This is a genomic window from Collinsella sp. AM18-10 (genome assembly GCF_003471585.1).
Lineage (GTDB): Bacteria > Actinomycetota > Coriobacteriia > Coriobacteriales > Coriobacteriaceae > Collinsella.
Genome location: NZ_QRJO01000006.1, coordinates 32,082 through 56,533, shown reverse-complemented (window position 1 = coordinate 56,533; position 24,452 = coordinate 32,082). Strand labels below are relative to the sequence as shown.

Genomic DNA, 24,452 nt, shown 5'->3' with positions numbered 1-24,452 from the left:
GCGCTTTCTGTTCGTTTAGACCATGCAACCGCATGGGGGATTGGAGCGTCTATGCCCACACCTTCCACTGCACGCATGCACGACTTCGAGGTCGTCTCGAACCGGGAGATCGCCGACGGCATCTTCTCGCTCGTCATCTCGGCCCCCAAGCTTGCAAGTGCGCTCAAGCCCGGTCAGTTTGTGAACATCGCCGTCCCCGGCGATGCGTCTTCTCTGCTTCGTGTGCCCTTGAGTTTCTACCGCGCCGACGCCGAGGCCGGCACCGTCGAGCTGTGGTACGCCGCCGTGGGCGACGATACCCGCCGTTTGTCCCAGATGGGCCCTGGCTCCACCTCTAACCTGTTGGGCCCCGGTGGCCGTGGCTGGATGGTACCCGAGGGCACCAGGAAGGCACTGCTCGTCGCCGGTGGCATCGGCGTTCCGCCTGTGCTGTGTCTTGCCGGCATGCTTGCCGAGCAGGGTGTTGATGTGGACGTGTGCCTGGGCTTTGGCACCGCTTCCAAAGTCGTGGGTGTCGATGAGTTCCGTGCGCTGGGCGCCACGGTTAACGTGTGCACCGACGACGGCTCACTGGGCACGCACGGTTTTTGCACCGATCCTGCCGCCGAGCTGCTTGGCGAGGGCGGCTACGACTACGTGGCCAGCTGCGGTCCCGCCGTCATGATGAAGAAGGTCGCCGCCGCAGCCGCCGAGGCCGGTGCGTACTGCGAGGTGTCGCTCGAGCGCATGATGAGCTGTGGCTTTGGCGCCTGCAACACCTGCAATGTCGAGACGGTCGACGGTATGAAGGGCGCCTGCATGTGCGGCCCCGTGTTCGATGCTTCCAAGGTGGTGGTCTTCTAGTGGGTACCGTGAACATGGCCGTCGATTTCGGCGGCGTCAAGATGCAGAACCCCATCAACACCGCAGCCGGTACCTTTGGCTACGGTTGGCAGTTCCAGAACTTCTTTGATGTTTCCCAGCTGGGCGCCATCACCACCAAGGGTTGCGCTGCCGAGCCCTGGCCCGGCAATCCCGCGCCTCGCATGGCCGAGATCCCGGGCGGCATGATCAACTCCGTGGGCCTTCAGAACCCCGGTGTGGCCGCCTTTGCCCGTGAGTCCGGTCCTTGGCTCGAACAGCTGTCCAAGGACGGCTGCCAGGTCATCTGTCAGGTTGCCGGCCACTCCGTTGACGAGTTTGTCCGCGCACTCGAGATGTATGTCGAGCTGTGCCCCTGGGCTGCCGGCTACGAGATCAACGTGAGCTGCCCTAATATTGCCGCCGGCGGTGCCGCCATGGGATCAACGCCCGAGGGCGCCTCTTCCGTTATGGCTGCCTGCCGCAAGGTGACCGATAAGCCGCTGTTCGTAAAGATGGCTCCGGTCAACGTTGCCGAGATTGCCAAGGCTCTCGAGGCCGCCGGCGCCGACGGCCTTTCGGTCATCAACTCCATCCAGGGCATGGCCATCGACGTTCATACCCGCAAGTCCCGCGTGGCCAAGCCCAAGGGCGGCCTTTCGGGCCCGCTGTGCCACCACATCGCCGTGCGCATGGTCTGGGAGGTTGCCCAGGCGGTCGATATCCCCATCAACGGTGTCGGCGGCGTCATGACCGGCGAGGATGCGGCCGAGTTTATCCTGGCCGGCGCCACCTGCGTGTCGGTCGGTATGGCCAACTTTGTCGATCCGTGCGCCTCGATCAAGATCGCGCGCGAGCTCGAGGCTTGGGCAGAGTCCCAGGGCGTGAAGGATATCAACGAGCTGGTAGGTGCTTTCGAATGCTAGAGAATGATGCCCGCGACCGCGTTATCGTCGCCCTCGACTGCGACCGTGAGCGTGCGCTCGAGCTCGCCCACGAGCTTTCTGGTCATGCGGCTTGGCTCAAAGTTGGCATGACGCTCTATTACGCTGAGGGCCCCGAGATCGTCAAGACCTTTAAGGACCTGGGCTTTAAGGTCTTCCTTGACCTTAAGTTCCATGATATTCCGCATCAGGTTCGCGGTGCCGCCCGTTCGGCCTCGCTTGCCGGTGCCGACCTGCTTTCGGTTCACGGCTTGGGTTCGGGCGCTATGCTCGCCGCGTGTCGCGAGGGTGCCGAGGAGGCGCGTGAGGACTGTGCCAAACTTGTTGCCATCACCGTGCTCACGAGCATGAACCAGGATGCGCTGACCGAGATCGGTGTCGAGTCGCCCGTGGCCGAGGAGGCCGCCCGCCTGGCAAAGCTCGCTCAGGCCAACGGCATCGATGGCATCGTGTGCTCGCCGATGGAGGCTCACGACATGCGTGAGCTGCTGGGTCCCGATGCCCTGATCGTGACTCCGGGTGTGCGTCCGGTGGGTGCCGCTCTTGGTGACCAGTCTCGTGTGGCGACGCCTTCCCAGGCTATCGAGCGTGGCGCAAGCCACATTGTGGTGGGCCGTCCCATCACCGGTGCCGACGATCCGGTTGCCGCCTTTGACGCCATCGTCGCCGAGCTGGTCGAAAACGTCGCGTAAAAGATTCCCCTAAGTCACCACTTTTGGGTTCCATTAGCACAAATTTGCCCCTGTACCTGCGAAAACTTTCCTACCCTTTGTGTGGAATCGCAGGTCAGGGGCTTAACTTTGACCTCCGTATATTGCACTTTTCGCAGGTATCGTCTAATCTATGGAGCCGTCGATTGGGCATTTAGTGCGTTTGACGTGCTAAAATGTCAATTACTGCATCAGATATAACCCAACTATTTGGAGGTTCGAATGGCACTCCCTCAGCTTACCGACGAGCAGCGCAAGCAGGCTCTTGAGAAGGCTGCTGCCGCACGTCACGCCCGCGCTGAGCTTCGCGAGCAGATCAAGAAGGGCGAGAAGTCCCTCGAGTCTGTGCTCAACTCCGATGACCCCATCGCTTCCCGCATGAAGGTTTCCACCCTCATCGAGTCTCTCCCCGGTTATGGCAAGGCCAAGGCCGCCAAGATCATGGAGGAGCTCGGTATCTCCGCTACCCGTCGCGTCCAGGGCCTCGGCGTCCGTCAGCGCGAGCAGCTCCTCGAGCAGCTGACCAAATAAGTGAGCGCTCAGGATTCCAAGCTCTTTGTGATTTCTGGACCGTCAGGCGCGGGCAAGGGCACGCTCGTCACTCGTGTGCGCGAGCTCCGCTCGAACCTCGGCCTGACGGTTTCGGCTACCACGCGAGCACCACGCAAAGGTGAGGTCGACGGCGTCAACTACTTTTTTCTGACGCGCGAGGAGTTCGACCGCCGCGTGGCAAACGGTGAGTTTGTTGAGTGGGCCGAGGTCCACGGTAACTGCTACGGCACGTTGGTGAGCGAGGTCACATCCAAGCTCGCCTCTGGCTCGTCCCTGATCTTGGAGATCGATGTCCAGGGCGCCCTGCAGGTGAAGGAGCGTTTTCCCGAGGCCGTGCTGATTTTTATCAAGCCGCCTTCGCTTGAGGTGCTCCGCGAGCGTCTAGTCGGTCGCGGTACCGAGACGCCCGAGACGATTGAGCTGCGTATGGCAAACGCCGCCGATGAGCTTGCCCTTGCCGACCGCTACGACGACGTCGTGGTTAATGACGATCTCGACCGCGCGACCGATGAGCTCGTTCGCGTTCTCGATATGCATGAAAGGATCTGAGGTCCGTGTCCGTTGTAAAGCCTTGCATTGACGATCTTCTGGAGAAGACCGATCACAACCGCTTCCTGCTCGCTTCGCTTGCCTCCAAGCGCGCCTGCGACATCAATAGCATGCTGCGTGGCCAGCACAACCGCGTGCTTGCCGTCCAGGATGTCGATGACATCACCATCGGGCTTTCCGGTGCCGATACCATCTCGATGGCTATGGACGAGATTGTCGACGGCGACATCTCTTACGACGAGGCCCGTTACGAGAATGCGCTCGGCCACAAGGTTGCTGAAGCCTAAATGGCGGCTCGCGTCTGCCTGGTCCACTATCACGAGGTTGGACTGAAGGGTAAGAACCGCGCACATTTTGAGCATATCCTCATGGATAACATCAAGGCGGCCTTGGCCGCCTTTTCCGTGAATGCCGTGTCTCGAATTTCCGGTTATATCCTCGTGACCTTTAACGAGCATCAGGCCGACGAGGCGGCGCGTGTCATTCGCACCGTTCCCGGCGTTGCTCGCGTGTCTTTGGCGTATCACACCAATCGGGACCCTCAGGAGTACTGTGCCGCCGCCGTGAAGGCGCTGCGCGAGTTTGGTTCCTTCGATTCGTTTAAGGTGCACGCTAAGCGCTCCAATACCGACTATGAGCTCACCTCGATTGACATCAATCGTCAGGTGGGCGAGGTGTTGTGTGAGGCCTTCCCCGATAAAAAGGTTCAAATGCACGACCCCGACGCGATGGTGCACGTACTGGTGGTCCAGGGTAGCGTTTATGTGTACGCGCGCTCCGAGCGCGGCGTGGGCGGTCTGCCGGTGGGTTCTGCCGGCAAGGTCGTGACGCTTTTGTCGTCGGGTATCGATTCTCCGGTGGCGACCTGGATGCTCGCGCGTCGCGGCGCGGTGTGCGTGCCGGTACATTTCTCTGGTCGTCCGCAGACGCCCGATACGAGCGAGTATTTGGTGCAGGACATCATCCGTGCGCTTGAGCCGGGTGTCCAGATCGGCCGCCTATACGTGGTGCCGTTTGGCGACTGTCAGCGTGAGATTTCGGTCACCTGTCCCAGCAATCTTCGCGTGATCATGTATCGCCGCATTATGTATTCGGTTGCCGAGCGCATTGCACACATCGAGGGCGCCAAGGCCATCGTTACGGGCGAATCGCTTGGGCAGGTTGCCTCCCAAACGCTTGAGAACATCATGGCCGTCAACGAGGCCGTGAAGATTCCCGTGTTCCGTCCGCTCATCGGTTCGGACAAGCAGGAGATCATCGCGCGCGCCGAGGAGATCGGTACGTTCGATATTTCGACTGAGGCCGCTCCCGACTGCTGCACGCTATTTATGCCGCGCCGTCCCGAGACGCACGCTAAACTCGATGCTGTGCATGAGGCCTGGGAGTTGTTCGATCACGAGGAGATGATCGAGCGCCTGCTCAAGCAGACCGAGTACATCGACTTCGAGAGCAACACGTATAAGGCCCCTAAGACCTTAAAACGCAAACATTCGGAGCTTGCTCCGCGTGAGATTTACCAAGATCACGAGTAAATTTGTGTATAGACCGACGATGCGTCTGCATCGTCGGTCTTTTGCTATCTGGGCATTTTGCGGCTAAGTGTCCATTTGCTGACGTGTGCCTGAATAAATGGACAGATTTGTGCAAGGTTTTGGTCGGCTTTTGGTTTGACCGCGATAACCGTTTTTGAAGCATGGCTGTTGCAAGACTCTTTTTCTGACACGATGGTGTTGGGAGGTTTTGCTATGGCGCAGCGCGAACAACACGAACGAGTCAAACGGATGGACCGCTTGGCGGACAAGCTGTTCGGTCATAAGGCAGTGGTGATGGCGATACTGGTCGTCATTGCGATGGCGAGTGGACTGGCGATGGCGAACCTTGGCGGCGGTGCCGGTGGCGTGTCGTTTGAGCGCACCGACGGTTCGGGCTCGTTGGTGGAGCCGGGATCCGGTGATGCCTCGAGCGGAAAGACATCCGAAGGTTCTTCGACTAAGGCTTCTGCCGCGGCAGAGGTCTATGTCGATGTCGATGGCGCCGTTGTGTCGCCCGGGGTATATCGTCTCAAGGACGGTGCGCGGGTGGCTCAGGCGATTGATGCCGCCGGCGGGCTTGCGCCCGAGGCAGACGTTACGGGGCTCAATCGGGCATCTAGGGTCGTCGATGGACAGAAGATTCACGTTCCAACGGTAGGGGAGCAGCAGGCGTCCATTGCGGAAGCCGGTGTTGATGGTGGGGCTTCCGCATCATCGGGCGTGAGTGGCGCAACAGGCCTAGTAAATATCAATACGGCAAGCGCGGCAGAGCTACAGACGCTCTCGGGCATCGGTCCCTCCATGGCCCAGTCGATTATCGATGAACGGACAAAGAACGGTGCTTTTGCCTCGGTTGACGATCTGATGCGTGTGTCGGGAATCGGCGAGAAGAAGCTTGCCAAAATCAAAGATTGCATCTGCGTATGAGTGCGACCGAGCGCGAACATGTGATGCCTCCGCGGCCCCTGATGCCGTGGACGATGGCCCTGTGTGCCGGCATGTGCATGAGCTGCGCCTTGGTGCTCAACGTGGCCGCTGATGCGCTGCTGAGGGAACAGGCGCCGGCGGTCGGGCTGCTATGGGCCATTCCCGTTGCGGCGGCGGTATTCGTTGTGCTGGCTCAATCTTGTGCGCGGCTTGCCCCTTGGAAGCGGTGGCTGTATGCCGCGTCCGTCGGTCTCGTGGCGGGAGCGGTCGTCTCGGCGTGGTGGGCTGTGGGCGCGCTAAGCGCTTCGAAGGCGCTCAACGGTCGAGCGGCAAGCAGCCTCGAGTTTGTTGTGCGGGGTGATCCATCCATAAACGACGACGTGTATTCCTATACCTGCGAGGCACGCGCGGACGGTAAGAACTTGGCAACGGTTCGCCTATCGTGTGACCGCGAGCTTAAGGTCGGGGCGCACGTGCGTGTTATCGGTCGCGTTTCACGTTTTGAGAACGATGCGTATGGACGATCGCGCGCACTCCGAGGCGAGGTGCGCAAGGTTAAAGCCGTTCGGATTTTGTCCGTCGATGAGGGCTCTCCGGGGCCGCTGCTTCGGCTGCGAAATGGGCTGCTTGTGTCCATCGCGCCTGCGACCGACCCGGCGCGTGCGCTCATAGCCGGCGTCGTCTGCGGTCGTTCGGCCGAGCTGCGCGCCCAGCCGGCGGGCGACTGGTTTTCGATGACGGGAACGGCGCATCTTATCGCCGTCTCGGGCAGCCATTTGGCTATCGTTGGGTTTGTAATCGAGGGCGTATTGCAAAAGACTCGGTGCTCACGTGGTCTTCAGCGGGCGATATTGGCGATAACGCTTGTGGGCTACGCTGCCTTTACGGGCGCATCTCCCTCGGCCGTGCGCGCGTGCTGCATGGTGTTCGCGACGCTTGTCGTAAACGGCGCGGGGCGTCGCCGGCACGGCGCATCGGCTCTCTTCGTAACTATGTCGATCTTTGTGCTACTGAGGCCGACGGTGCTGTTCGAGATGGGCTTTCAGCTTTCATGTGCCAGCGTCTTTGCCATCCTGTGCCTTTGCCCGTACGCCACCTACGCTTTGGGTGAGCTGGGTGTGCCATCGGGCATTGTCAGCATGCTTTCCGTCACGCTGTGCTCGCAGTTGGCGACGCTTCCCATTACCATTCCTGCCTTCGGTACGTTCTCGCTCATTGCTCCGCTGGCAAATGCGGTCATCGGTCCGGTGGTGAGCGTACTGCTTGCTGTGTCGATCGTGCTGGTTCCCTTTTCGCTCGTGGCACCGTTGCGGACTTGGGTGCTCGTTGTGCCCATGATTGCCGCCCGTTGCGCGCTATTCTTCGAGCAGCTGTTTGCCGCCGTGCCGGGTGCATCCGTGAGTGTGCCGCCCGATAGCATGTGGATTTACCTAGTGCCGTGTTTGCTGGCGGCTCTGCTGGTCAGGTGGCCGCGTCCCCGTGCACGTCCTATGGCGGTGGGGCTTGCATGTCTGGTGTTCTTGGCTGCGATTCCGTACGTCTACTGGGATCGATTCGCTCCGCCTTCGGTGACGGTGCTCGATGTGGGCCAGGCCGATGCGATTCTTATCCGCCAGGGCGGCGCAGTAGCGCTCGTCGACTGCGGGCTCGACGAGCGCGTGGTGGCGGCTTTGGTTCGCAATAACGTGCACCATATCGATGCCGTCTTTGTGACACATTGGGATGAGGATCACTGGGGTGGTCTTCCCGATGTGCTCGAACAGTTTTCGGTTGGAACGATTGTCGTTGCGGCCGAGGCGCTAGAGGATGCTCCTGCCGAGGTATTGAACCGACCTGGCGTGGAGTATCGGCAGGTGCGCCGTGGGGATGCGGTCTACATCGGCTCATTTTGCGCCCGCGTGATGTGGCCATTCGAGTCCGTGGATGGCGAGGGAAATGAGGACTCGCTTGTCCTGCTGCTCTCTTATGTTCAGGAAGGCAAGGGCCTGCGTATGCTCCTCACCGGTGATGCCGAGCTCGACCAAGAACGGGAATTCGTGCAGGAGGTGGGGGATATCGATGTCCTTAAACTTGGGCATCACGGCTCCAAGGTTTCAGTCGATGGTAAGTTGCTGGACGTCCTGAAGCCCGAGCTTTCCCTCGCGAGCGCGGGCGAGGGGAATCGATACGGGCATCCGTCCGATGCCTGCATTGATGCCGTGAAGGAAGCGGGTGGTGTGTTCGCGTGCACCATCGAACACGGCGACATTACCGTCACGCCGACTGCGAAGGGCTTTGCGATGCGATGCCAGCGACCGTGATGACATCGTTGGCGCGCGGCTGGCCCCTGGGCTAAAATGGCACGGTACGAATTCGAGAGTCTGCGAGAGGGGAGCGCAATGTCCGAAACCGGTCTGCTGCCGGCATATCTGATCGTCGGTACCGACGGAGTCAAGCGCGATCACGCCGTCTCGCGTATGAAAGCGCGTCTGGAAAAGTCGGGTATGGTCGAGTTCAACCTCGACGAGCGCGACATGACCAAGGACCCCGATATCGAGTCGATTATCGGATCGCTTAACACCTTTCCGATGGGCAGCGAGTTTCGCCTGGTAATCCTTGATGGCTGCTCAAAGCTCGCCAAGGCGGTCTCGGAGCCGCTCGTTGGGTATCTGGCGAGTCCCAGCCCAACAACGGTCTGCCTCATCATCGCCGACTCACTTGCCAAGAATACGCGCCTGTATAAGGCAATCGCCAAGATCGACAAGAAGGCTATCGTCGATTGCTCGGGTACCAAGCGCTGGGAACTGCCGCGCCGTGTTCAGCAGATGGCGACGCAGCGCGGTAAGTCGATTTCGACGGCGGCCGCCGAGGAGCTCGTCTCGCGTTCGGGCGAAAACACGCGCATGCTCGATAACGACTTGGCTAAGCTTGCCCAGATGGTCGAGTCGCCCCAGATTGAACTTGCCGATGTTGAGCGCTGGATTGTACGTACGGCCGAGGTCCAACCCTGGGACTTCCTCAACGCCGTCTCGGCTCGCGATATGCGGCGTTCGCTCGAGCTCTTTAAGCTCCTGCCCTCCAAGAGCTACGTGTGGACTTACACATTGCTGTGCGGTCGCATTCGCGAGCTTATCGTCGCCAAGGCGCTCGACGCGCGTGGGCAGGGTCGCGAGCTGGCCGCAACGCTCAAGCTCCAGTCCTGGCAGGTCAAGAATCACCTTACCTGGGCGCGTCGTTTTTCGATGACCGAGCTCATCGCAGCGCTCGAGGGTGCCGTTGATGTGGAGCTCGCGCTCAAGGGTTCGGCCGATTCTCAGACGGCGCTTTTGCTCTGGATTACGGACATCTTGAGAAAATCGTGATGATACCTGCCTATTTGACAAATTCGTTCTATCCCTTTGAGAGGGAGCGTGCTATAGTAGGCGCTTGCATGACCTCACCGTGTCTCAGAGGTGTCATACATTTTTTGCAAGGAACTCGAAAGGAACTCCAGAAGTGGCAAACATCAAGTCTCAGAAGAAGCGTATCCGCACCAATGAGGCAGCTCGCATGCGTAATAAGGCTGTCAAGTCCGAGCTCAAGACGCTGACCAAGCACGTCCAGTCCGCCGTCGCCGAGGGCGACGCCGAGAAGGCCCAGACTGCCCTCAAGACCGTCACCAAGCGTCTCGACATGGCTGCCGCCAAGCATGTTATCCACAAGAACCAGGCTTCCAACCGCAAGTCCGGTCTTGCCAAGCTCGTGAACAGCATCAACGCCTAAGTTGTAAATTTCACACCACACAGATTACGCGCATAAATGGAGCCTGTTTTATGGAACAGGCTCCATTTTTTGTACCGCTCGGGTAAGATAGTCCGCATGAATACTTCAATTGACATTTCCCACATCCGCAACTTCTCGATCGTTGCGCACATCGACCATGGCAAGTCCACGATCAGTGACCGCATCCTCGAGCTCACCCATACCGTCGACGAACGCGACATGGAGTCGCAGCTGCTCGACACCATGGATATCGAGCGCGAGCGCGGCATTACGATCAAGTCCAATGCCGTCCGCGTTTCCTATGACGCCGACGATGGTGAGACGTATCAGTTCAATCTGATCGATACGCCGGGCCACGTTGACTTTACCTACGAGGTCTCGCGTTCTCTGGCCGCCTGCGAGGGCGCGGTGCTCGTCGTCGATGCCACCCAGGGTGTCGAGGCGCAGACCGTCTCCAACGCGACGCTCGCCATGAACGCCAATCTGGACATTGTGCCGGCCATCAACAAGATCGACCTGCCGTCGGCACACCCCGATGAGGTCAAGACCGAGATCGAGGATGACCTGGCGATCCCTGTCGATGATGCCGTGTGCGTCTCGGGCAAGACCGGCGAGGGCATCCATGATCTGCTGGAGTCCATTGTCTTTTTGATCTCTCCGCCCAAGGGCGATGCGAACGCGCCGCTCAAGGCGCTCATCCTGGATTCGTACTTCGACGAGTATCGTGGTGTCGTCGCCACGGTGCGCGTCTTTGACGGCTCTATCAAAAAGGGCGATACCCTGCGCATGATGCAGGCCAAGGGTGACTTCTTGGTCGACGGCGTGGGCGTCAAGCGCCCTGCCGAGACGCCGGTCGATGCTCTGACCGTCGGCGAGGTTGGCTATGTGGTCACGGGTCTGAAGGACCCCGAGGCTGTGCGCGTGGGCGATACCCTTACGTGGGCTTCGAACCCCTGCCCCGAGCCTCTGCCGGGCTACCGCGAGGCCAAGCCCATGGTCTACACGGGCCTGTTCCCGATCGACAACAAGGACTACGAGAACCTGCGTGACGCCCTCGATAAGCTGCACGTCAACGACCCGTCGTTGGTGTGGGAGCCCGAGACCTCGGTGGCGCTCGGCTTTGGCTTCCGCGTGGGCTTCCTGGGCCTGCTGCACATGGAAGTCGTCAAGGAACGCCTGGAGCGCGAGTTCAACTTGGACCTCATTGCCACGAGTCCCTCAGTTGACTATCACGTCTACAAGACCGACGGCGAGATGATCGATGTCCGCAGTCCGCAGGACCTTCCCGAGGCCACCCGCATCGATCGTATTGAGGAACCCTACCTCAAGGCAAAGATCATCTGCCCGCCTGAGTACACGGGTGCCGTCATGCAGCTCGCCATCGAGCACCGCGGCGTCACGACCGACATGATCCACCTGACGAGCAAATCGGTCGAGATGCGCTTTGATATGCCGCTCGCCGAGCTCATCTTGGACTTCTTCGATCAGCTCAAGAGCCGCACCAAGGGTTACGCCTCGCTCGACTACGAGTTCAACGAGTACCGTCCCTCCGAGCTCGTGAAGCTCGATATTTTGCTTTCGGGCGACGAGGTGGACGCGCTTTCGTTTATCGTCCATAAGGACAAGGCATATGGCCTGGCCCGTGGCCTGTGCGACAAGCTCAAGGAGATCATCCCGCGTCAGCTGTTCGAGGTGCCCATCCAGGGTGCTATCGGCAACAAGATCATCGCCCGTTCCACCGTCAAGGCGCGTCGCAAGGACGTTCTTGCTAAGTGCTACGGCGGCGATATCTCGCGTAAGCGCAAGCTGCTCGAGAAGCAGAAAGAGGGCAAGAAGCGCATGAAAGCCATCGGATCGGTCGAGGTTCCGCAGGAGGCCTTTATGGCGATCCTCAAGGTGGACGAGTAGGTCCATGGCGCTTTCTGATTACAGTAAGCGGCTGCTGGGTGCTTATGCCGAGCAGCCGTTCCTTATGGCTCCCATGGCGGGCGTGACCGACCCTGCCTACCGCATCATGTGCCGCCTCCGCGGTGCCAACCTTGCCTACAGCGAGATGGTGAGCGTGGCGGGCCTTGCCTATGCCAGCAACAAGACCTGGCGCCTGGTGCTACCGGCCGACGAGGAGCAGCAGATTTGCGTGCAGCTCTTTGGCTCCAAGCCCGAGCAGTTTGCGAGCGCCGTTGCCGCCGTCGAGGAGCGCGTTGGCGATCGCCTGTCGCTCATCGATATCAATATGGCATGCCCCGCCCGCAAGGTTGTTACCAAGGGCGAGGGTTCGGCGCTCATGCGCACGCCCGACCTGGCGGAGAAGATCGTCGAGGCCACGGTGGGCGCGGCGCACGTGCCCGTGACCGTCAAGATTCGCAAGGGCTTTTATGCCGAGGACCGCAATGCCGCGACATTTGCCCAGATGCTTGAGGGCGCAGGGGCTGCCGCAGTCGCCGTGCATGGTCGTTGCGCCACGCAGCTCTACACGGGCCAGGCCGACTGGTCGGTCGTCGATGAGGTTGCCGATTCTGTCGAGATTCCCGTGATTGGTTCGGGCGATGTGTTCTCGGCCGAGGACGCTGCTGAGCATCTGCACGGCTCGGGTGCCAGCGCGGTGTTTATCGCGCGCGGTATCTACGGTAATCCGTGGGTGTTCGGCGATGCCCGAGCCCTTGCACTCGATGGCACGCCGGTTCCTTCTCGCTCCTCGGTCGAGCGCCTGGAGGCTCTGCGCGAGCACCTGACGTTGACGCATGAGCTTCTGCCGCTCATGTCGCGTGCTCGCACGTACGCAAGCTGGTACTTAAAGGGCATGCCCCATTCCGCCGCCTGGCGCGCTCAGGTGGTGCGTTGCTCTACGTACGAGGAGTTTATGGCGCTGGTCGATGATATCGAGCGCGACGTGGTGGCCTGCGAGGCCGCGCTTGCCGCCGGCGAGTCGGTGCCTGCTCATCCGCTGGAGGCCTAACGGTGGCCGTTACCGCGCTGTACGTGCACGTGCCGTTTTGCGCCCAAAAGTGCCGGTACTGCGACTTTGACTCGCGCAGCTTTGCTGCGTGTGATCTGGATGCCGCGCTCGATTCGTATTTTGAGCAGTTGTATGCGCGCCTCGATTCCTTTGGCGACGCCGGGGCGCTTGCGCAGGTCCGCACGGTCTATACTGGCGGCGGCACGCCGTCACTTGCTGGGGAGCGCCTGGTGGAACTTGCCCGTCGTATCTCCATGTGGTGCAAACCCGTTGAATATACTTGCGAAGCCAATCCTGAGTCCCTGACCGCTGAGCTCGCCACCGCGCTTGCCGAGGCGGGTGTCACGCGCATCTCTCTGGGCGTGCAAACCCTCGACAATACCGAGCTGGCTGCTATTGGCCGCATTCACGATGCCAATCGGGCACTTGCGGCTATCGCGACGGTGAAGGACGCTGGCCTCGATGTGTCGTGCGACCTGATGTGCGGCCTTCCCGGGCAGACGGCCGCAAGTTGGCGGAGCACGCTCGATGGCGTGCTGGCGGCGGCGCCGCATCATGTGTCGATCTACCCGCTCACGCTTGAGGAGGGGACGCCCCTTTATCGCATGGCGTGCCGCGACGAGTCGCTCGAGCCCGACGAGGATTTTCAGGCTTCGTGCATGGACGCGGCGCGTGAGCGCCTGGGTACGGCCGGCTATCATCCGTATGAGGTGGCAAGCTACGCGCTCGACGGCCATGAGTGCGCCCATAACATTGCCTACTGGACTGGACAGGGCTATTTGGGTCTAGGACGCTCTGCCGCGGGCATGCTCGATGCTGAGGATTTCGATCGCCTGGCTAAGTTGTTCCCCGGCGTGTCTTCTCGAGGCGATGCGTACCGCGTGCGTCTGGTGCAACGTGACGATGACGCGACGGCGTTCGAGGCCGAATATCTGTCGCAGCGCGAGGCTGTCGCCGAAGACTTGATGCTCGCTTGTCGCATGACGCGCGGTGTCGCGTCCGACCTGTTGGTTCGTGCAGCGTGCGTCATCCCAACGGGCGAGCTGGCAGCTGCCTGCGATCGCTCGCTCGAATTGGGTCTTGCCACTTGGGTGCCCGAGACACTCTGGGGTCATGAGGGACCCTTCACTTCGGCAGATGTCGTCGCGGGCCATGTTCGAGCTCGTCTGGCGCCGACCCATCTGGGCTGGCTCGATGGAAATGTTCTGTTCGAGCTGTTTTGGGATCTAGCTTAGGCCGCTCGGGTAGAATTACCGGAATATATACGCTGCTGTGAGCAGGAGGTTGCCGCGCATGGCGACGATGAACGAAAAAGATTACTACGAGATTCTGGGTGTCTCCAAGGACGCCACCTCGCGTGATATTCAAAAGGCCTTCCAGCAAAAGGCCCGTAAGCTCCATCCGGACGTCAATAAAGAGCCGGATGCCGAGGAAAAGTTTAAAGAGGTTTCCGAGGCCTACGCCGTGCTTTCGGATGAGCAAAAACGTGCGCGCTACGACGCCATGCGTTCTGGCAATCCCTTTGCCGGTGCTCCTACGGCTTCGCCCTATGGTGGCGGCTACGCCGGCAGCACGGGCTATGGCAATCCCTTTGAGGGCGGCTTTCCCTTTGGTAGCGCTTGGGGCCAGCAGCGTCGCGGCCAGGCTGCCTACAATCCCGAGAACGGCGCCAACGTGGTCGTCGATATCAAACTCGACGCCAAGGAGGCCAAGGGCGGTGCCCGCAAGACCGTCCGCTACACGCGCTTCGATACCTGTGGTCACTGCGGCGGCTCGGGCTCTGTTTCGTCCGAGCATGCACATACCTGCCCGAGCTGCGGTGGCCGCGGCCACATCGACGTCGACCTGTCCTTCCTGTTTGGTGCGGGCACGTTCCAGTCGGTCTGCCCCGAGTGCGGCGGTTCCGGTAAGGTCGTGGCCGACCCCTGCCCCGATTGCGGTGGCAGCGGGCGAACCCGTGTGACCTCCGAGCAGACGATTGAGTTTCCTGCCGGCACGCATGACGGCGACGAGGTCCGCATTGGCGGCATGGGTCATGCTGGCACCAACGGTGCCGCGGGCGGCGACCTGGTCGGCCGCGCCCATGTTGAGGCCGAGCGCTTGGAAGGCAAAGCTCGTACTGGCTTTTACTTGATGGGCATTGTGGCGCCGTTTTTGGTGCTGTCGGCCATCTCGGGCGTGTTCTCGGCCTTTGCCGTGATGTGCTTTATTCCGTTTACCATGGGCCTGTTCATGGTGCTTTCGGACGGTGTGCTTCATCGCAGCCTGCTGTGGTGGAAGCGCGGTGCGATGCAGTTTGCCAACGGTTTTGCCAACGGCTTCATGTTCGCGCTCGTGTCGGTTTGGTTCGCGAGCTGCTCGCAACGGGCCATGCTTTCGCCGTATCAAATGCAATAACATCAAACCCTTTGTTTGCGGTCGGCCCAGCTTGGGTATAGGACGCACTGTGACAATAATGAAAGTTGGAAGGATTCGGTCGTGTCGGAAAATAGGGATTACTACGAGGTGCTTGGCGTCGACAGGGATGCCGACGCGCGGACGATTAAGCGTGCGTTTTTAAAGAAGGCCCGTACCGTACATCCGGATGTTTCGGACGATCCCGAGGCCGAGGCCAAGTTCAAGGAGCTCAACGAGGCCTATTCCGTTCTTTCCGATGAGCAGAAGCGTGCTAACTACGACCGTTACGGCACCGCGGACGGCCCCGGTGGCTCTGGTTATGTCGACATCAACGATATCTTTGGTGGCATGGGCATGGACGACCTGTTCTCGTCGTTCTTTGGCGGTGGCGCCGGTGGTGGCGCCCGCAGCCGTCGTGAGCGTCGTCGCGGACGTGACATGGCCATCTCGCTTTCGGTGACGCTCGAGGAGGCGGCACTCGGCTGCAAAAAGACGATCAGCTATGATCGCCTTGCTCCTTGCGAGGACTGCAACGGTACCGGTAGGGCCGAGGGTGCACAGGAAAAGCAGTGCGGCCGCTGCCACGGTACGGGCTACGTCACGACGGTTCAGCGATCGTTTTTGGGCCAGGTTCAGTCTTCCTCGCCTTGCCCCGACTGCCATGGCGAGGGCACGGTTATCGACCATCCCTGCGAGACCTGCGACGGTCAGGGCCGCACGCCTTCGCACGAAAAGATCGACATCGATATTCCCGCCGGCGTTTCGACCGGTCGCCAGCTGCGTGTGAGCGGCTTTGGTGAGGCCGGTCTTCGCGGCGAGCCTTCGGGCGACCTGATTGTCAACGTGCGCGTTGCCGACCATGAGCGCTTTAAGCGCAACGGTGACGACCTGTACCTGGTGAGCGATATCTCGATTGCGCAGGCTGCGCTCGGCTGCGAGATCGAGGTCGAGGGCATTATGCCCGACGAGGTCGTTAAGGTGACGGTTCCCGCCGGCGCCCAGTACGGCGACACCGTGAGCGTCAATAATTACGGCATGCCGCGCATTGGCGGTGGCGGTTCGCGTGGCCGCCTGATCGTGCAACTGCGCGTGGTCGTTCCCACCAATCTTTCCAATAAGCAACGCGAGCTGCTCCGTGCTTTTGCCGATGAGATGGGCGATGACGTCGCTTCCGGTAAGAAGTCGGTGACCGACCGTATCAAGAGTGCCCTCGACGATATCCTCGATTAAGGAGCCCGCGTGCTCGCACCCCATATTTCCGTCGTCAACCTCGGCTGCCGTGTCAACCGGGTTGAGTCTGACCGTATCACTGCCGATCTTATGCGCTTGGGCTTTGCTATGGTAGAGCCCCAGAATGCCGATCTGATCGTCATTAACACCTGTGCCGTTACGGGCGAGGCCGAGGCCAAGACCCGTAAGGCCGTCCGTCATGCGCTGGCCCATCCAAACGAGCCTTATGTGCTCGTGACCGGTTGCGTGGTCAATTTGCATCCCGAGGAGCTGTTGGAGCTTTCGGATCGCGTGATCGCCGAGCCGTCCAAGATCGATGTCGCCGAACGTGTCTGCGAGGTGCTGGGCGTTGAGTCCGATAGCGTTCCCGCCTGCAGCGATGGCGAGGTGGTCGATGCGCTCGGTCGCTCTCGCCTGGGCGTGAAGATCCAGGACGGCTGCAACCATCGCTGCACCTATTGCATTGTGTGGAAGGCGCGCGGCCCCGAGCGCTCCGTGCCCGTCGAGTCCGTGCTTGAGCAAGTTCGCGAGGCCCGGGAGGCCGGCGTGCCCGAGGTGGTGCTGACCGGTGTGAACCTGGGTGCCTACGATGGCAAGAGCGCGACCGACGAGCATGTCGAAATCGATGAGCTGCTCGAGGCCATCATGGAGCGCACGACTATTGCGCATGTGCGCATTTCCTCGGTCGAGCCCATGGATATCTCTGAGCGCCTGCTTAAGGTTATGGCGCGCTATCCGCAGCGTATTGCCCCGTTTTTGCACCTGCCCGTGCAGTCCGGCTGTACGGCAACCTTGCATCGCATGGGTCGTCCCTATAGTGCGGAGTCCTTTGAGGACACGGTGCGTATGATTCGCGCCAACTTGCCCCAGGCGTCTCTTTCGTGCGACGTCATCGTCGGTTTTCCTGGTGAGACGGACGAGGAGTTCGAGGAGTCGCTGGCGCTGTGCCGCCGTGTGGGTTTCTCACGTATGCACGTGTTCCGCTACAGCAAGCGTCCCGGTACCCTTGCTGCCGACATGCCCGACCAGGTGCCGCCCGAGGTTATGGCCGAGCGCAGCCGCCGTATGCGAGCCGCGGCGCAGGAGCTCGCTATTGCCGATGCTCGTCGTCGCGTGGGCACCGTCGAGCGTGCCGTGCTCGAGTATGGTGACAACCTGACGCTCGGCTCGTTCCATCATGCCCGTCTTGACGATACCTGTGGACTTACAGCCCCGTGTCTGCTCGATGTTGCTATCATCGGAGTCGATGATTCCGGCTTGGTCCATGCGCGCAGGGAGGTCCATGGAAGCCTCGAAGATTAGACTTACCGTTCCCGAGGGAATTGATCCCTCGCGCGTTTTGGGCGTCGGCGACGGCGTCCTTCGTGCGCTCGAGAGCTTGGTTCGCGCTCACGTGGTCGCCCGTGGCGATAGCATCGCCGTGAGCGGTGACCCGGATGAGGTCGAACTCGTGGCGCGTTATTTTGAACACGCTTTTCGCGAGGCGGCGGCCGGTCGTACCCTTTCTTCCGACGATGTCTCACGTTGCCTGGCCGTCTTGCGCGACGGCGAGCATGAGGCCACATCGCTTCGCGATGACGTGCTGCTTTCGTATCGCGGCCGCGTCATTCGCCCCAAGACGCTCGGCCAAAAGCGCTATGTGGATGCCATCCGCTCGCATACCATCACCTTTGGTTTGGGTCCTGCCGGTACCGGTAAGACCTATCTGGCCATGGCGCTTGCCGTTGCCGCGCTCAAGCGCCACGAGGTGGGCCGTTTGATCTTGACGCGTCCGGTTGTCGAGGCGGGGGAGAACCTGGGCTTTTTGCCCGGCACCCTCGAGGAAAAGATCGACCCTTACATGCGTCCGCTCTACGATGCCCTGTTTGACATGATGGATCGTGAACGTACCGACGAGCTTATGGAGCGTGGTGTGATCGAGATCGCCCCGCTCGCCTACATGCGCGGTCGTACGCTGAGCGATGCCTTCGTGGTGCTCGACGAGGCGCAAAATACCACGCCCGAGCAGATGAAGATGTTTCTGACGCGCCTGGGCTTCAACTCCAAGTTCGTGATTACCGGCGACCTGAGCCAGCGCGACCTGGTGGGTCGTCGTGGCGGTCTTGCCGACGTTGAGCAGATTTTGGGCCGTGTCGACGATGTCGCATTTTCTCACCTCGAGCGTGCCGACGTGGTGCGCCATGCCTTGGTGGGTCGTATCGTCGAGGCATACGATGCTTATGATGACGTGCGTGAGCAGCGCTCGCGCGACCGAAAGGAGTCCCGTTGAGTGTATTGATCAGCAACGATGCCGAGCTCGATACGCTGCTCGACGCGCAAGAGGTGGAGCACATCTGCGAGGTCGTGCTTGCCGCCGAGGACGTTGAGCGTGAGGTCGAGATTTCCCTTTCATATGTCGACGAGGACGAGATGCACGAGCTTAACCACGAGTGGCGCGGTATCGACCGCACCACCGATGTGCTCTCGTTTGAGTGCGATTCGGCCTTTGACGAGGATATTCCCGCCGACGAGACGCTCGAGCTCGGCGATATTATCTTGGCCCCGCAGGTTATTGCCCGTCAGGCTCCCGGTTTTGGAAATAGCCCCGCCGATGAGTGCCGACTGATGCTCGTGCACGGAATGCTGCATCTGCTGGGTTACGACCACATCGAGGACGATGAGGCCGAGGTCATGGAGGCCTGCGAAGACGCCATCCTGCGCGATCTGGCGCTCGAGCGCGGCGAGGACCCCAAACTAGTCCACGTCGGCCCCATCACCAACCATGCCCACGACTAGGAGCCGTCTATGATTCCCGGATCGAACAAGGACCATCCGTCCTTCTTAAAGTCGTTCTCCTATGCCATGGAGGGCTTCGTCACTGCCGTCAAGACCGAGCGCAACATCAAGGTCATGCTCGTGGCGGGCGTGTGCACCGTCATTGCCGGCTGCATCGTGGGGCTCGATATTGCCGAGTGGGCCACGATTATCATCTGTTGTGGCCTGGTGATTCACGGCGAGCTGTGTAACACCGCTATGGAGGCCATCGTCGACCTGGCGACCCAGGAGCTTCATCCGCTGGCCAAGCGTGCGAAGGACATCGCCGCCGCCTCTGTATACGTTCTTTCCATCACCGCCGCGATTGTGGGCTTGCTGGTATTTGCCCACGCGCTCGGCTTTATTTAGAAAGGGATTCTCATGTCCGACAATATGCAGCCTACCGATGAGATTTTGGACGACGTGTCCCTGGACGCGGTGGATACCGAGGAAGTCGAGGAGTTCGACCCGTTTGAGGGCATGAGCGATGAGGAACTCGACGCCCTGTGCGACGAGGACGACGGTCCTATGGGCTTTGGTGACGTTGAGCCCGGTTTCCGCAGCGGCTTTGTGGCCCTGGTCGGTCGTCCCAACGCTGGCAAGTCTACGCTGCTTAATGCCTGCTATGGCAAAAAGGTCGCCATCACCTCGCCGGTGGCCCAGACGACCCGCCGCCGCATGCGCGCCGTCGTCAACCGCCCCGGCTATCAGCTGGTCTTTGTCGATACCCCCGGTATTCATAAGCCCAAGGACGGCTTGGGATCCGAGCTCAACAAGAGCGCGTTGTTCGAGCTGAACGATGTTGATGTTGTCGCGTTTTTGATTGATGCCACCAAACCGATCGGCAGGGGAGACGCCTGGGTTGCCGAGCGCGTCAAGAACGCTCGTTCCAAGAAGGTCCTGGTGCTCACCAAGGCCGATGAGGCCGACCCCGCACAGGTCATGGAGCAGCTTAAGGCAGCCCACGAACTCATGGAATATGACGACGAGATCGTGACGTCGTCGGTCAAGAACTTCAACGTCGATGCATTTATCGAGACCGTTGCGCACTTTTTGCCTGAGGGTCCGCGTTGGTTCCCCGAGGACATGGGTACCGACGCTTCCGATGAGACGCTCGTTGCCGAGTTTGTGCGCGAGAAGGTCTTGCGCCGCACCCGTGATGAGATTCCGCACTCCGTTGGCGTTATTTGCGATGCGCTCGAGCAGACCAAGAAGGTGCTGCGTGTGCACGCCACCATTTATGTCGAGCGTGAGGGCCAAAAGGGCATCATCATCGGCAAGGGCGGCGAGATGATCAAGCATATCGGTATCGACGCCCGTCGCGATCTTGAGCGCATCTTTGGCACGCAGGTCTTTTTGGAGTTGGACGTGAAGGTCAAGGCCGGTTGGCGCGACGACGAGGCTCAGATTCGCCGTTTTGGCTACAACGCCGAGGACTAAGGACGCGCAGCGCGCATGGCAGGCTCCCGGACATATCGCACGAAGGTGCTCGTGCTCGACAAAACCAAGCTCAAAGAGACCGATCTGATTCTGACGATGCTTGACGAGCGGGGTCGCCAGGTTCGTGCCGTGGCAAAGGGGGCCCGCAAACCCGGTGGGCGCTTGGCGGCGCGCTGCGAATTATTCTGTACCGTCGATATGCTGCTCGCACATGGACGCTCGCTCGACGTGGTTTCCCAGGCCGAGCTTATGGAGGCGCCGCTCGGCGTTGCGCCCGATTACGAGACGACCTGCGCCGCAAGCGCGATCGCCGAGGTTGCGCGCGTGTGCTCGTTCGAGGACGCCGAGGACCCGTTTACCTTTGCCATCACGCAGCGAGCGCTTGCCCTGGTGGGCAGCGGGCTCGACACGGCACATATGGACCTGCTCGTGGCGGCCTTTGTCTTTAAACTGCTGTCGCACGTGGGCTATCGACCCGATTTTTCGGCCTGCGTGCTGTGCGGAGACCCCATGCTGTCGTACTTTTCGCCCCAGGCGGGCGGGCTCATGTGCGGTTCGTGCGCGTCGAGCGTTCCGGGTGCCGAGCTGGTGTCGACCGGTGAGGTCGCGTGGCTGCGCGCCCTCATGTCCATGACCTTCGATGCACTCATGGTCGAGCGAATCGATCCGCATACGGCGGCGTTCTTGCTCGGGCTTTCGCATGTGTGGGCTGCGACGCACACCGATCAGCGCCTCCGTGCGATGGAATTCATGTTGGGTCGGTGATGATGCGCAGGCGCGGGTTGCTTGTGGTAACATACCGACCTGTTGGTACCTCGACCTTGGATGCTCGCTCCACCGGCGGCTTCCCAGTCCGAGGCGAATAGTGTCGCCCGCGGGCGACAAGAAACGAAAGGTGAAACAATGACTGTTTCCAAAGAGCGCAAGGCTGAGCTGACTGCCCAGTTCGGTAACACCCCGGTCGACACCGGCAACCCCAAGGTTCAGGTCGCCATCCTGTCCGAGCGCATCAAGGAGCTGACCGAGCACATGAAGTCCCACCAGAAGGACTTCCACACCCGTCGTGGCCTGCTCATGCTCGTCGGCCGTCGTCGTCGTCTTCTCTCCTACATCAAGAAGAACGACATCGTCGAGTACCGTGAGCTCATCAAGGCTCTGGGCATCCGCGACAACATCCAGTAAGGATTTGTACATGCTAAGAGCGTCCTGCGCAGCGGGGCGCTCTTTTTGTGTAAGGGCGTGAACAATCACGCTCTGAAGCGTGGCGGGGGCAGGGGGCCCGCGTCACATGAGAAGCCCGCAGGCAAGGGGCCTGTGGGGTAAAGGAGAACAATGACACTCGTATCCAAGACCTTTGAGCTGTACGGCAAGACCTACACCTTTGAGTCCGGCGAGCTTGCCAAGCAGGCCACCGGCGCCTGTCTGGTCAAGCAGGGCGACACCACGATGCTCGACACCGTGGTCGTCTCCAAGGAGCGTAAGAACTACGACTTCTTTCCGCTGACCGTCGACTTCAACGAGAAGATGTACGCCGCCGGCCGCATCCCGGGTGGCTACCTCAAGCGTGAGGGCCGTCCCAGCGAGAAGGCCACGCTCACCGCGCGCATGATCGACCGCCCGATTCGTCCGAGCTTCCCGGACGGCTTCCGCAACGAGGTGCACATCGTCGCCACCTCGCTCGTCGCCGACCAGGTCAACCCCTTTGACGTCATCAACGTCATGGGTGCTTCCCTGGCCATGACGCTCGGCGGCGTGCCCTTCGAGGGCCCGCTTGCCTGCGTGCGCATCGGCCGCAACGTGGAGACCGGCGAGTTTATCGTTAACCCCACCTATGAGGAGCGCGAGAACTCCGATCTGGACCTGGAGCTGGGCGGCTCTGCCGACTTCATCTCGATGGTCGAGGCCGGCGCCGAGGAGATCTCCGAGGACGACATGCTCGCCGCCATGAAGTTTGGCCAGGAGGCCCTTGCTGCCTTCTGCCAGGCTCAGGACGAGTTTGTCGCCGAGTGGGAGCAGGTCAACGGCGCCATCGTCAAGAAGGAGTACCCGCTCGACCAGCCCGTCGAGGAGGTCCAGGAGCGCATCTTCGCCCACTACGACGAGATGGCAGCCGCCCTTCGCGACGCCGACAAGCTCTCCCGTATCGGCAAGGTCGAGGCTCTGAAGGAGTCCATCCGTGCCGAGTTCACCGAGGAGGAGCAGGCCGCTTGGGAGCGCGAGATCCCCGTGGCGCTCAAGAAGCTCGAGAAGAAGGCCATGCGCACCATGGTCGTCGAGACCGGCGAGCGCGTCGACGGCCGTGCCGCCGATGAGATCCGTCCCATCATGGTGAAGGACAACTATCTGCCGCTCGTTCACGGCTCCGGCCTGTTCCAGCGCGGTCAGACCCAGGTGCTCTCCGTCCTGTCGCTCGGCATGCTTAACGAGGGCCAGCGTCTGGATACCATCGAGCCCACCGAGGGCAAGCGCTACATGCACCACTACAACTTCCCGCCTTTCTGCACCGGCGAGACCGGCCGCATGGGCAGCCCCAAGCGCCGCGAGATCGGTCATGGCAATCTGGCCGAGCGCGCTCTGCTTCCGGTGCTTCCCGACGAGAACGAGTTCCCCTACGCCATCCGCGTCGTCTCCGAGGTCATGGAGTCCAACGGCTCCTCTTCGATGGCTTCGACCTGCGGCTCCACGCTTGCCCTTATGGACGGCGGCGTGCCCATTAAGCGCCCGGTTTCCGGTATCGCCATGGGGCTGATCCAGGAGGAGGGCAAGACCGTGGTCCTGTCCGACATCCAGGGTCTCGAGGACTTCCTGGGCGACATGGACTTTAAGGTCACTGGCACCACCGAGGGCATCACCGCCCTGCAGATGGACAACAAGGCCACCGGCCTCACCTTCGACATCTTGGCCCGCGCCCTGCAGCAGGCCAAGGAGGGTCGCGCCTTCATCCTGCAGAAGATGCTCGATGTGATCCCCGAGCCGCGTCATACCACGCGCAGCACCGCTCCTCGCATCGTCTCCATCCAGGTTCCGACCGATAAGATCCGCGACGTCATCGGTTCCGGCGGCAAGGTCATCCGCGGCATCCAGGACGAGACCGGCGCTTCGGTCGACATCCAGGAGGACGGCACCGTCTTTGTCGGCGGCACCGGCGAGTCCGTCGACCAGGCTGTCGAGCGCATCAAGCTCATCATCAAGGTTCCCGAGCCGGGCGAGGAGTACACCGGTCGCGTGGTCTCCATCCAGCCCTTCGGCGCCTTCGTCAACCTGCTGCCCGGTAAGGACGGCCTGCTGCACATCTCCCGCGTCGCCAAGGGCCGCGTGGAGAAGGTCGAGGACGTCCTCAACGTGGGCGACGAGGTCAAGGTCGTCGTCATCGAGGTCGACGATCGCGGCAAGATCTCGCTCGATCGTCTTGATAAGCCCGAGGCCCCGGCTCGTGCCGAGGGTGCCTCCGAGGGCGACGGCGAGCATTTCCAGCGCCGTGAGCGTCCGCGTCGCGAGCGCTCTGAGCGCAGCGACCGTCCGCGCCGTCCCGGTGACAACGGAGGCCGCAAGCCCCGCCGTCACCACGACGCCGAGTAACAGCCGTACATAACCAGCACCGCAAGGGCGACTCCGGACAGGGGTCGCCCTTTTGCTTGCGCCCGGGAGGGCCGCATATGAAGTTTCCTGCTCTACAGTCCTGCGCAAGACGGAAAGCACATTAAGTGCTTTCCTTTGCGTGCGGAACTCGCGATAAACTTCATATGCGGCCCTCCCGGGCGCAAGCAAAAGGACTGGTTAGTGCCGCTCGCTATTTAGTTAGACAGTCTATTCAGTAGTCAGATTTCAGATCTGTAGATAG

24 protein-coding genes are annotated in these 24,452 nt (G+C 61.0%); all 24 read left to right on the top strand.

The genetic code is table 11. The annotated features are described in order from the left end of the window. Positions 1–75: 75 nt before the first annotated feature. The 24 genes from DW211_RS05725 (at position 76) to DW211_RS05610 (ending at position 24,190) form a co-directional block, all read left to right on the top strand. Positions 76–843, top strand: a complete 768-nt coding sequence (locus DW211_RS05725) for a dihydroorotate dehydrogenase electron transfer subunit (RefSeq protein ID WP_117637284.1) — start codon at positions 76–78, stop codon at positions 841–843. A gap of 14 nt (positions 844–857) precedes the next feature. Beyond that, positions 858–1,766 (top strand): dihydroorotate dehydrogenase, encoded by a 909-nt coding sequence (locus tag DW211_RS05720; protein WP_199408852.1) that lies wholly within the window; start codon positions 858–860, stop codon positions 1,764–1,766. After that, positions 1,760–2,476 carry an orotidine-5'-phosphate decarboxylase gene (gene pyrF / locus DW211_RS05715; RefSeq protein WP_118259763.1) on the top strand — a complete coding sequence of 239 codons (717 nt, stop codon included), beginning with the start codon at positions 1,760–1,762 and terminating at the stop codon, positions 2,474–2,476. The genes DW211_RS05720 and pyrF overlap by 7 nt, the downstream gene beginning before the upstream one ends. A 240-nt stretch (positions 2,477–2,716) precedes the next feature. Next, the gene (mihF, locus tag DW211_RS05710) at positions 2,717–3,025 is read left to right on the top strand and encodes an integration host factor, actinobacterial type (protein WP_006236130.1); all 309 of its coding nucleotides are present in this window, start codon (positions 2,717–2,719) and stop codon (positions 3,023–3,025) included. Beyond that, complete coding sequence (gene gmk / locus DW211_RS05705; RefSeq protein WP_117797771.1) at positions 3,026–3,595, top strand: guanylate kinase; 570 nt, start codon at positions 3,026–3,028, stop codon at positions 3,593–3,595. Positions 3,596–3,600: 5 nt separating this feature from the next. Beyond that, positions 3,601–3,882 carry a DNA-directed RNA polymerase subunit omega gene (locus DW211_RS05700; RefSeq protein ID WP_118259762.1) on the top strand — a complete coding sequence of 94 codons (282 nt, stop codon included), beginning with the start codon at positions 3,601–3,603 and terminating at the stop codon, positions 3,880–3,882. Beyond that, complete coding sequence (gene thiI / locus DW211_RS05695) at positions 3,883–5,127, top strand: tRNA uracil 4-sulfurtransferase ThiI (protein ID WP_006235944.1); 1,245 nt, start codon at positions 3,883–3,885, stop codon at positions 5,125–5,127. A gap of 213 nt (positions 5,128–5,340) precedes the next feature. Continuing rightward, positions 5,341–6,054, top strand: a complete 714-nt coding sequence (locus tag DW211_RS05690) for a ComEA family DNA-binding protein (protein ID WP_118259760.1) — start codon at positions 5,341–5,343, stop codon at positions 6,052–6,054. Further along, the gene (locus DW211_RS05685; protein WP_118259758.1) at positions 6,051–8,354 is read left to right on the top strand and encodes a DNA internalization-related competence protein ComEC/Rec2; all 2,304 of its coding nucleotides are present in this window, start codon (positions 6,051–6,053) and stop codon (positions 8,352–8,354) included. Before DW211_RS05690 ends, DW211_RS05685 begins: the two co-directional genes overlap by 4 nt. A 78-nt stretch (positions 8,355–8,432) precedes the next feature. After that, positions 8,433–9,395: a DNA polymerase III subunit delta gene (gene holA / locus DW211_RS05680; RefSeq protein ID WP_118259757.1), complete on the top strand. Its 963-nt coding sequence runs from the start codon at positions 8,433–8,435 to the stop codon at positions 9,393–9,395. Between the two features lie 133 nt (positions 9,396–9,528). Continuing rightward, positions 9,529–9,795, top strand: coding sequence for a 30S ribosomal protein S20 (gene rpsT, locus DW211_RS05675; RefSeq protein WP_118259755.1), 267 nt, complete (start codon positions 9,529–9,531; stop codon positions 9,793–9,795). Positions 9,796–9,891: 96 nt separating this feature from the next. Continuing rightward, positions 9,892–11,703, top strand: a complete 1,812-nt coding sequence (gene lepA, locus DW211_RS05670; protein ID WP_118259753.1) for a translation elongation factor 4 — start codon at positions 9,892–9,894, stop codon at positions 11,701–11,703. Positions 11,704–11,707: 4 nt separating this feature from the next. Then, on the top strand, positions 11,708–12,751 hold the full coding sequence (dusB, locus tag DW211_RS05665) for a tRNA dihydrouridine synthase DusB (RefSeq protein ID WP_118259751.1): 1,044 nt from the start codon (positions 11,708–11,710) through the stop codon (positions 12,749–12,751). Positions 12,752–12,753: 2 nt separating this feature from the next. Next, positions 12,754–13,986 (top strand): radical SAM family heme chaperone HemW, encoded by a 1,233-nt coding sequence (gene hemW / locus DW211_RS05660; RefSeq protein ID WP_118259749.1) that lies wholly within the window; start codon positions 12,754–12,756, stop codon positions 13,984–13,986. Positions 13,987–14,044: 58 nt separating this feature from the next. Continuing rightward, positions 14,045–15,148: a DnaJ domain-containing protein gene (locus tag DW211_RS05655; RefSeq protein WP_199576703.1), complete on the top strand. Its 1,104-nt coding sequence runs from the start codon at positions 14,045–14,047 to the stop codon at positions 15,146–15,148. A gap of 81 nt (positions 15,149–15,229) precedes the next feature. Then, positions 15,230–16,378 carry a molecular chaperone DnaJ gene (gene dnaJ, locus DW211_RS05650; protein WP_099431798.1) on the top strand — a complete coding sequence of 383 codons (1,149 nt, stop codon included), beginning with the start codon at positions 15,230–15,232 and terminating at the stop codon, positions 16,376–16,378. A gap of 9 nt (positions 16,379–16,387) precedes the next feature. Beyond that, positions 16,388–17,680, top strand: coding sequence for a MiaB/RimO family radical SAM methylthiotransferase (locus DW211_RS05645; RefSeq protein WP_118259747.1), 1,293 nt, complete (start codon positions 16,388–16,390; stop codon positions 17,678–17,680). Further along, positions 17,661–18,647, top strand: a complete 987-nt coding sequence (locus DW211_RS05640; protein ID WP_118259745.1) for a PhoH family protein — start codon at positions 17,661–17,663, stop codon at positions 18,645–18,647. Before DW211_RS05645 ends, DW211_RS05640 begins: the two co-directional genes overlap by 20 nt. Then, positions 18,644–19,153 (top strand): rRNA maturation RNase YbeY, encoded by a 510-nt coding sequence (ybeY, locus tag DW211_RS05635; RefSeq protein WP_118259743.1) that lies wholly within the window; start codon positions 18,644–18,646, stop codon positions 19,151–19,153. Before DW211_RS05640 ends, ybeY begins: the two co-directional genes overlap by 4 nt. 9 nt (positions 19,154–19,162) lie before the next feature. Then, positions 19,163–19,540 (top strand): diacylglycerol kinase family protein, encoded by a 378-nt coding sequence (locus DW211_RS05630; protein ID WP_099431794.1) that lies wholly within the window; start codon positions 19,163–19,165, stop codon positions 19,538–19,540. Positions 19,541–19,552: 12 nt separating this feature from the next. Next, positions 19,553–20,611 carry a GTPase Era gene (gene era / locus DW211_RS05625; protein WP_233540958.1) on the top strand — a complete coding sequence of 353 codons (1,059 nt, stop codon included), beginning with the start codon at positions 19,553–19,555 and terminating at the stop codon, positions 20,609–20,611. Between the two features lie 15 nt (positions 20,612–20,626). Next, positions 20,627–21,376 (top strand): DNA repair protein RecO, encoded by a 750-nt coding sequence (recO, locus tag DW211_RS05620; protein ID WP_118259741.1) that lies wholly within the window; start codon positions 20,627–20,629, stop codon positions 21,374–21,376. A gap of 138 nt (positions 21,377–21,514) precedes the next feature. Next, complete coding sequence (gene rpsO / locus DW211_RS05615; protein ID WP_035138510.1) at positions 21,515–21,793, top strand: 30S ribosomal protein S15; 279 nt, start codon at positions 21,515–21,517, stop codon at positions 21,791–21,793. A gap of 150 nt (positions 21,794–21,943) precedes the next feature. Beyond that, on the top strand, positions 21,944–24,190 hold the full coding sequence (locus DW211_RS05610) for a polyribonucleotide nucleotidyltransferase (RefSeq protein WP_117639884.1): 2,247 nt from the start codon (positions 21,944–21,946) through the stop codon (positions 24,188–24,190). Positions 24,191–24,452 lie beyond the last annotated feature (262 nt).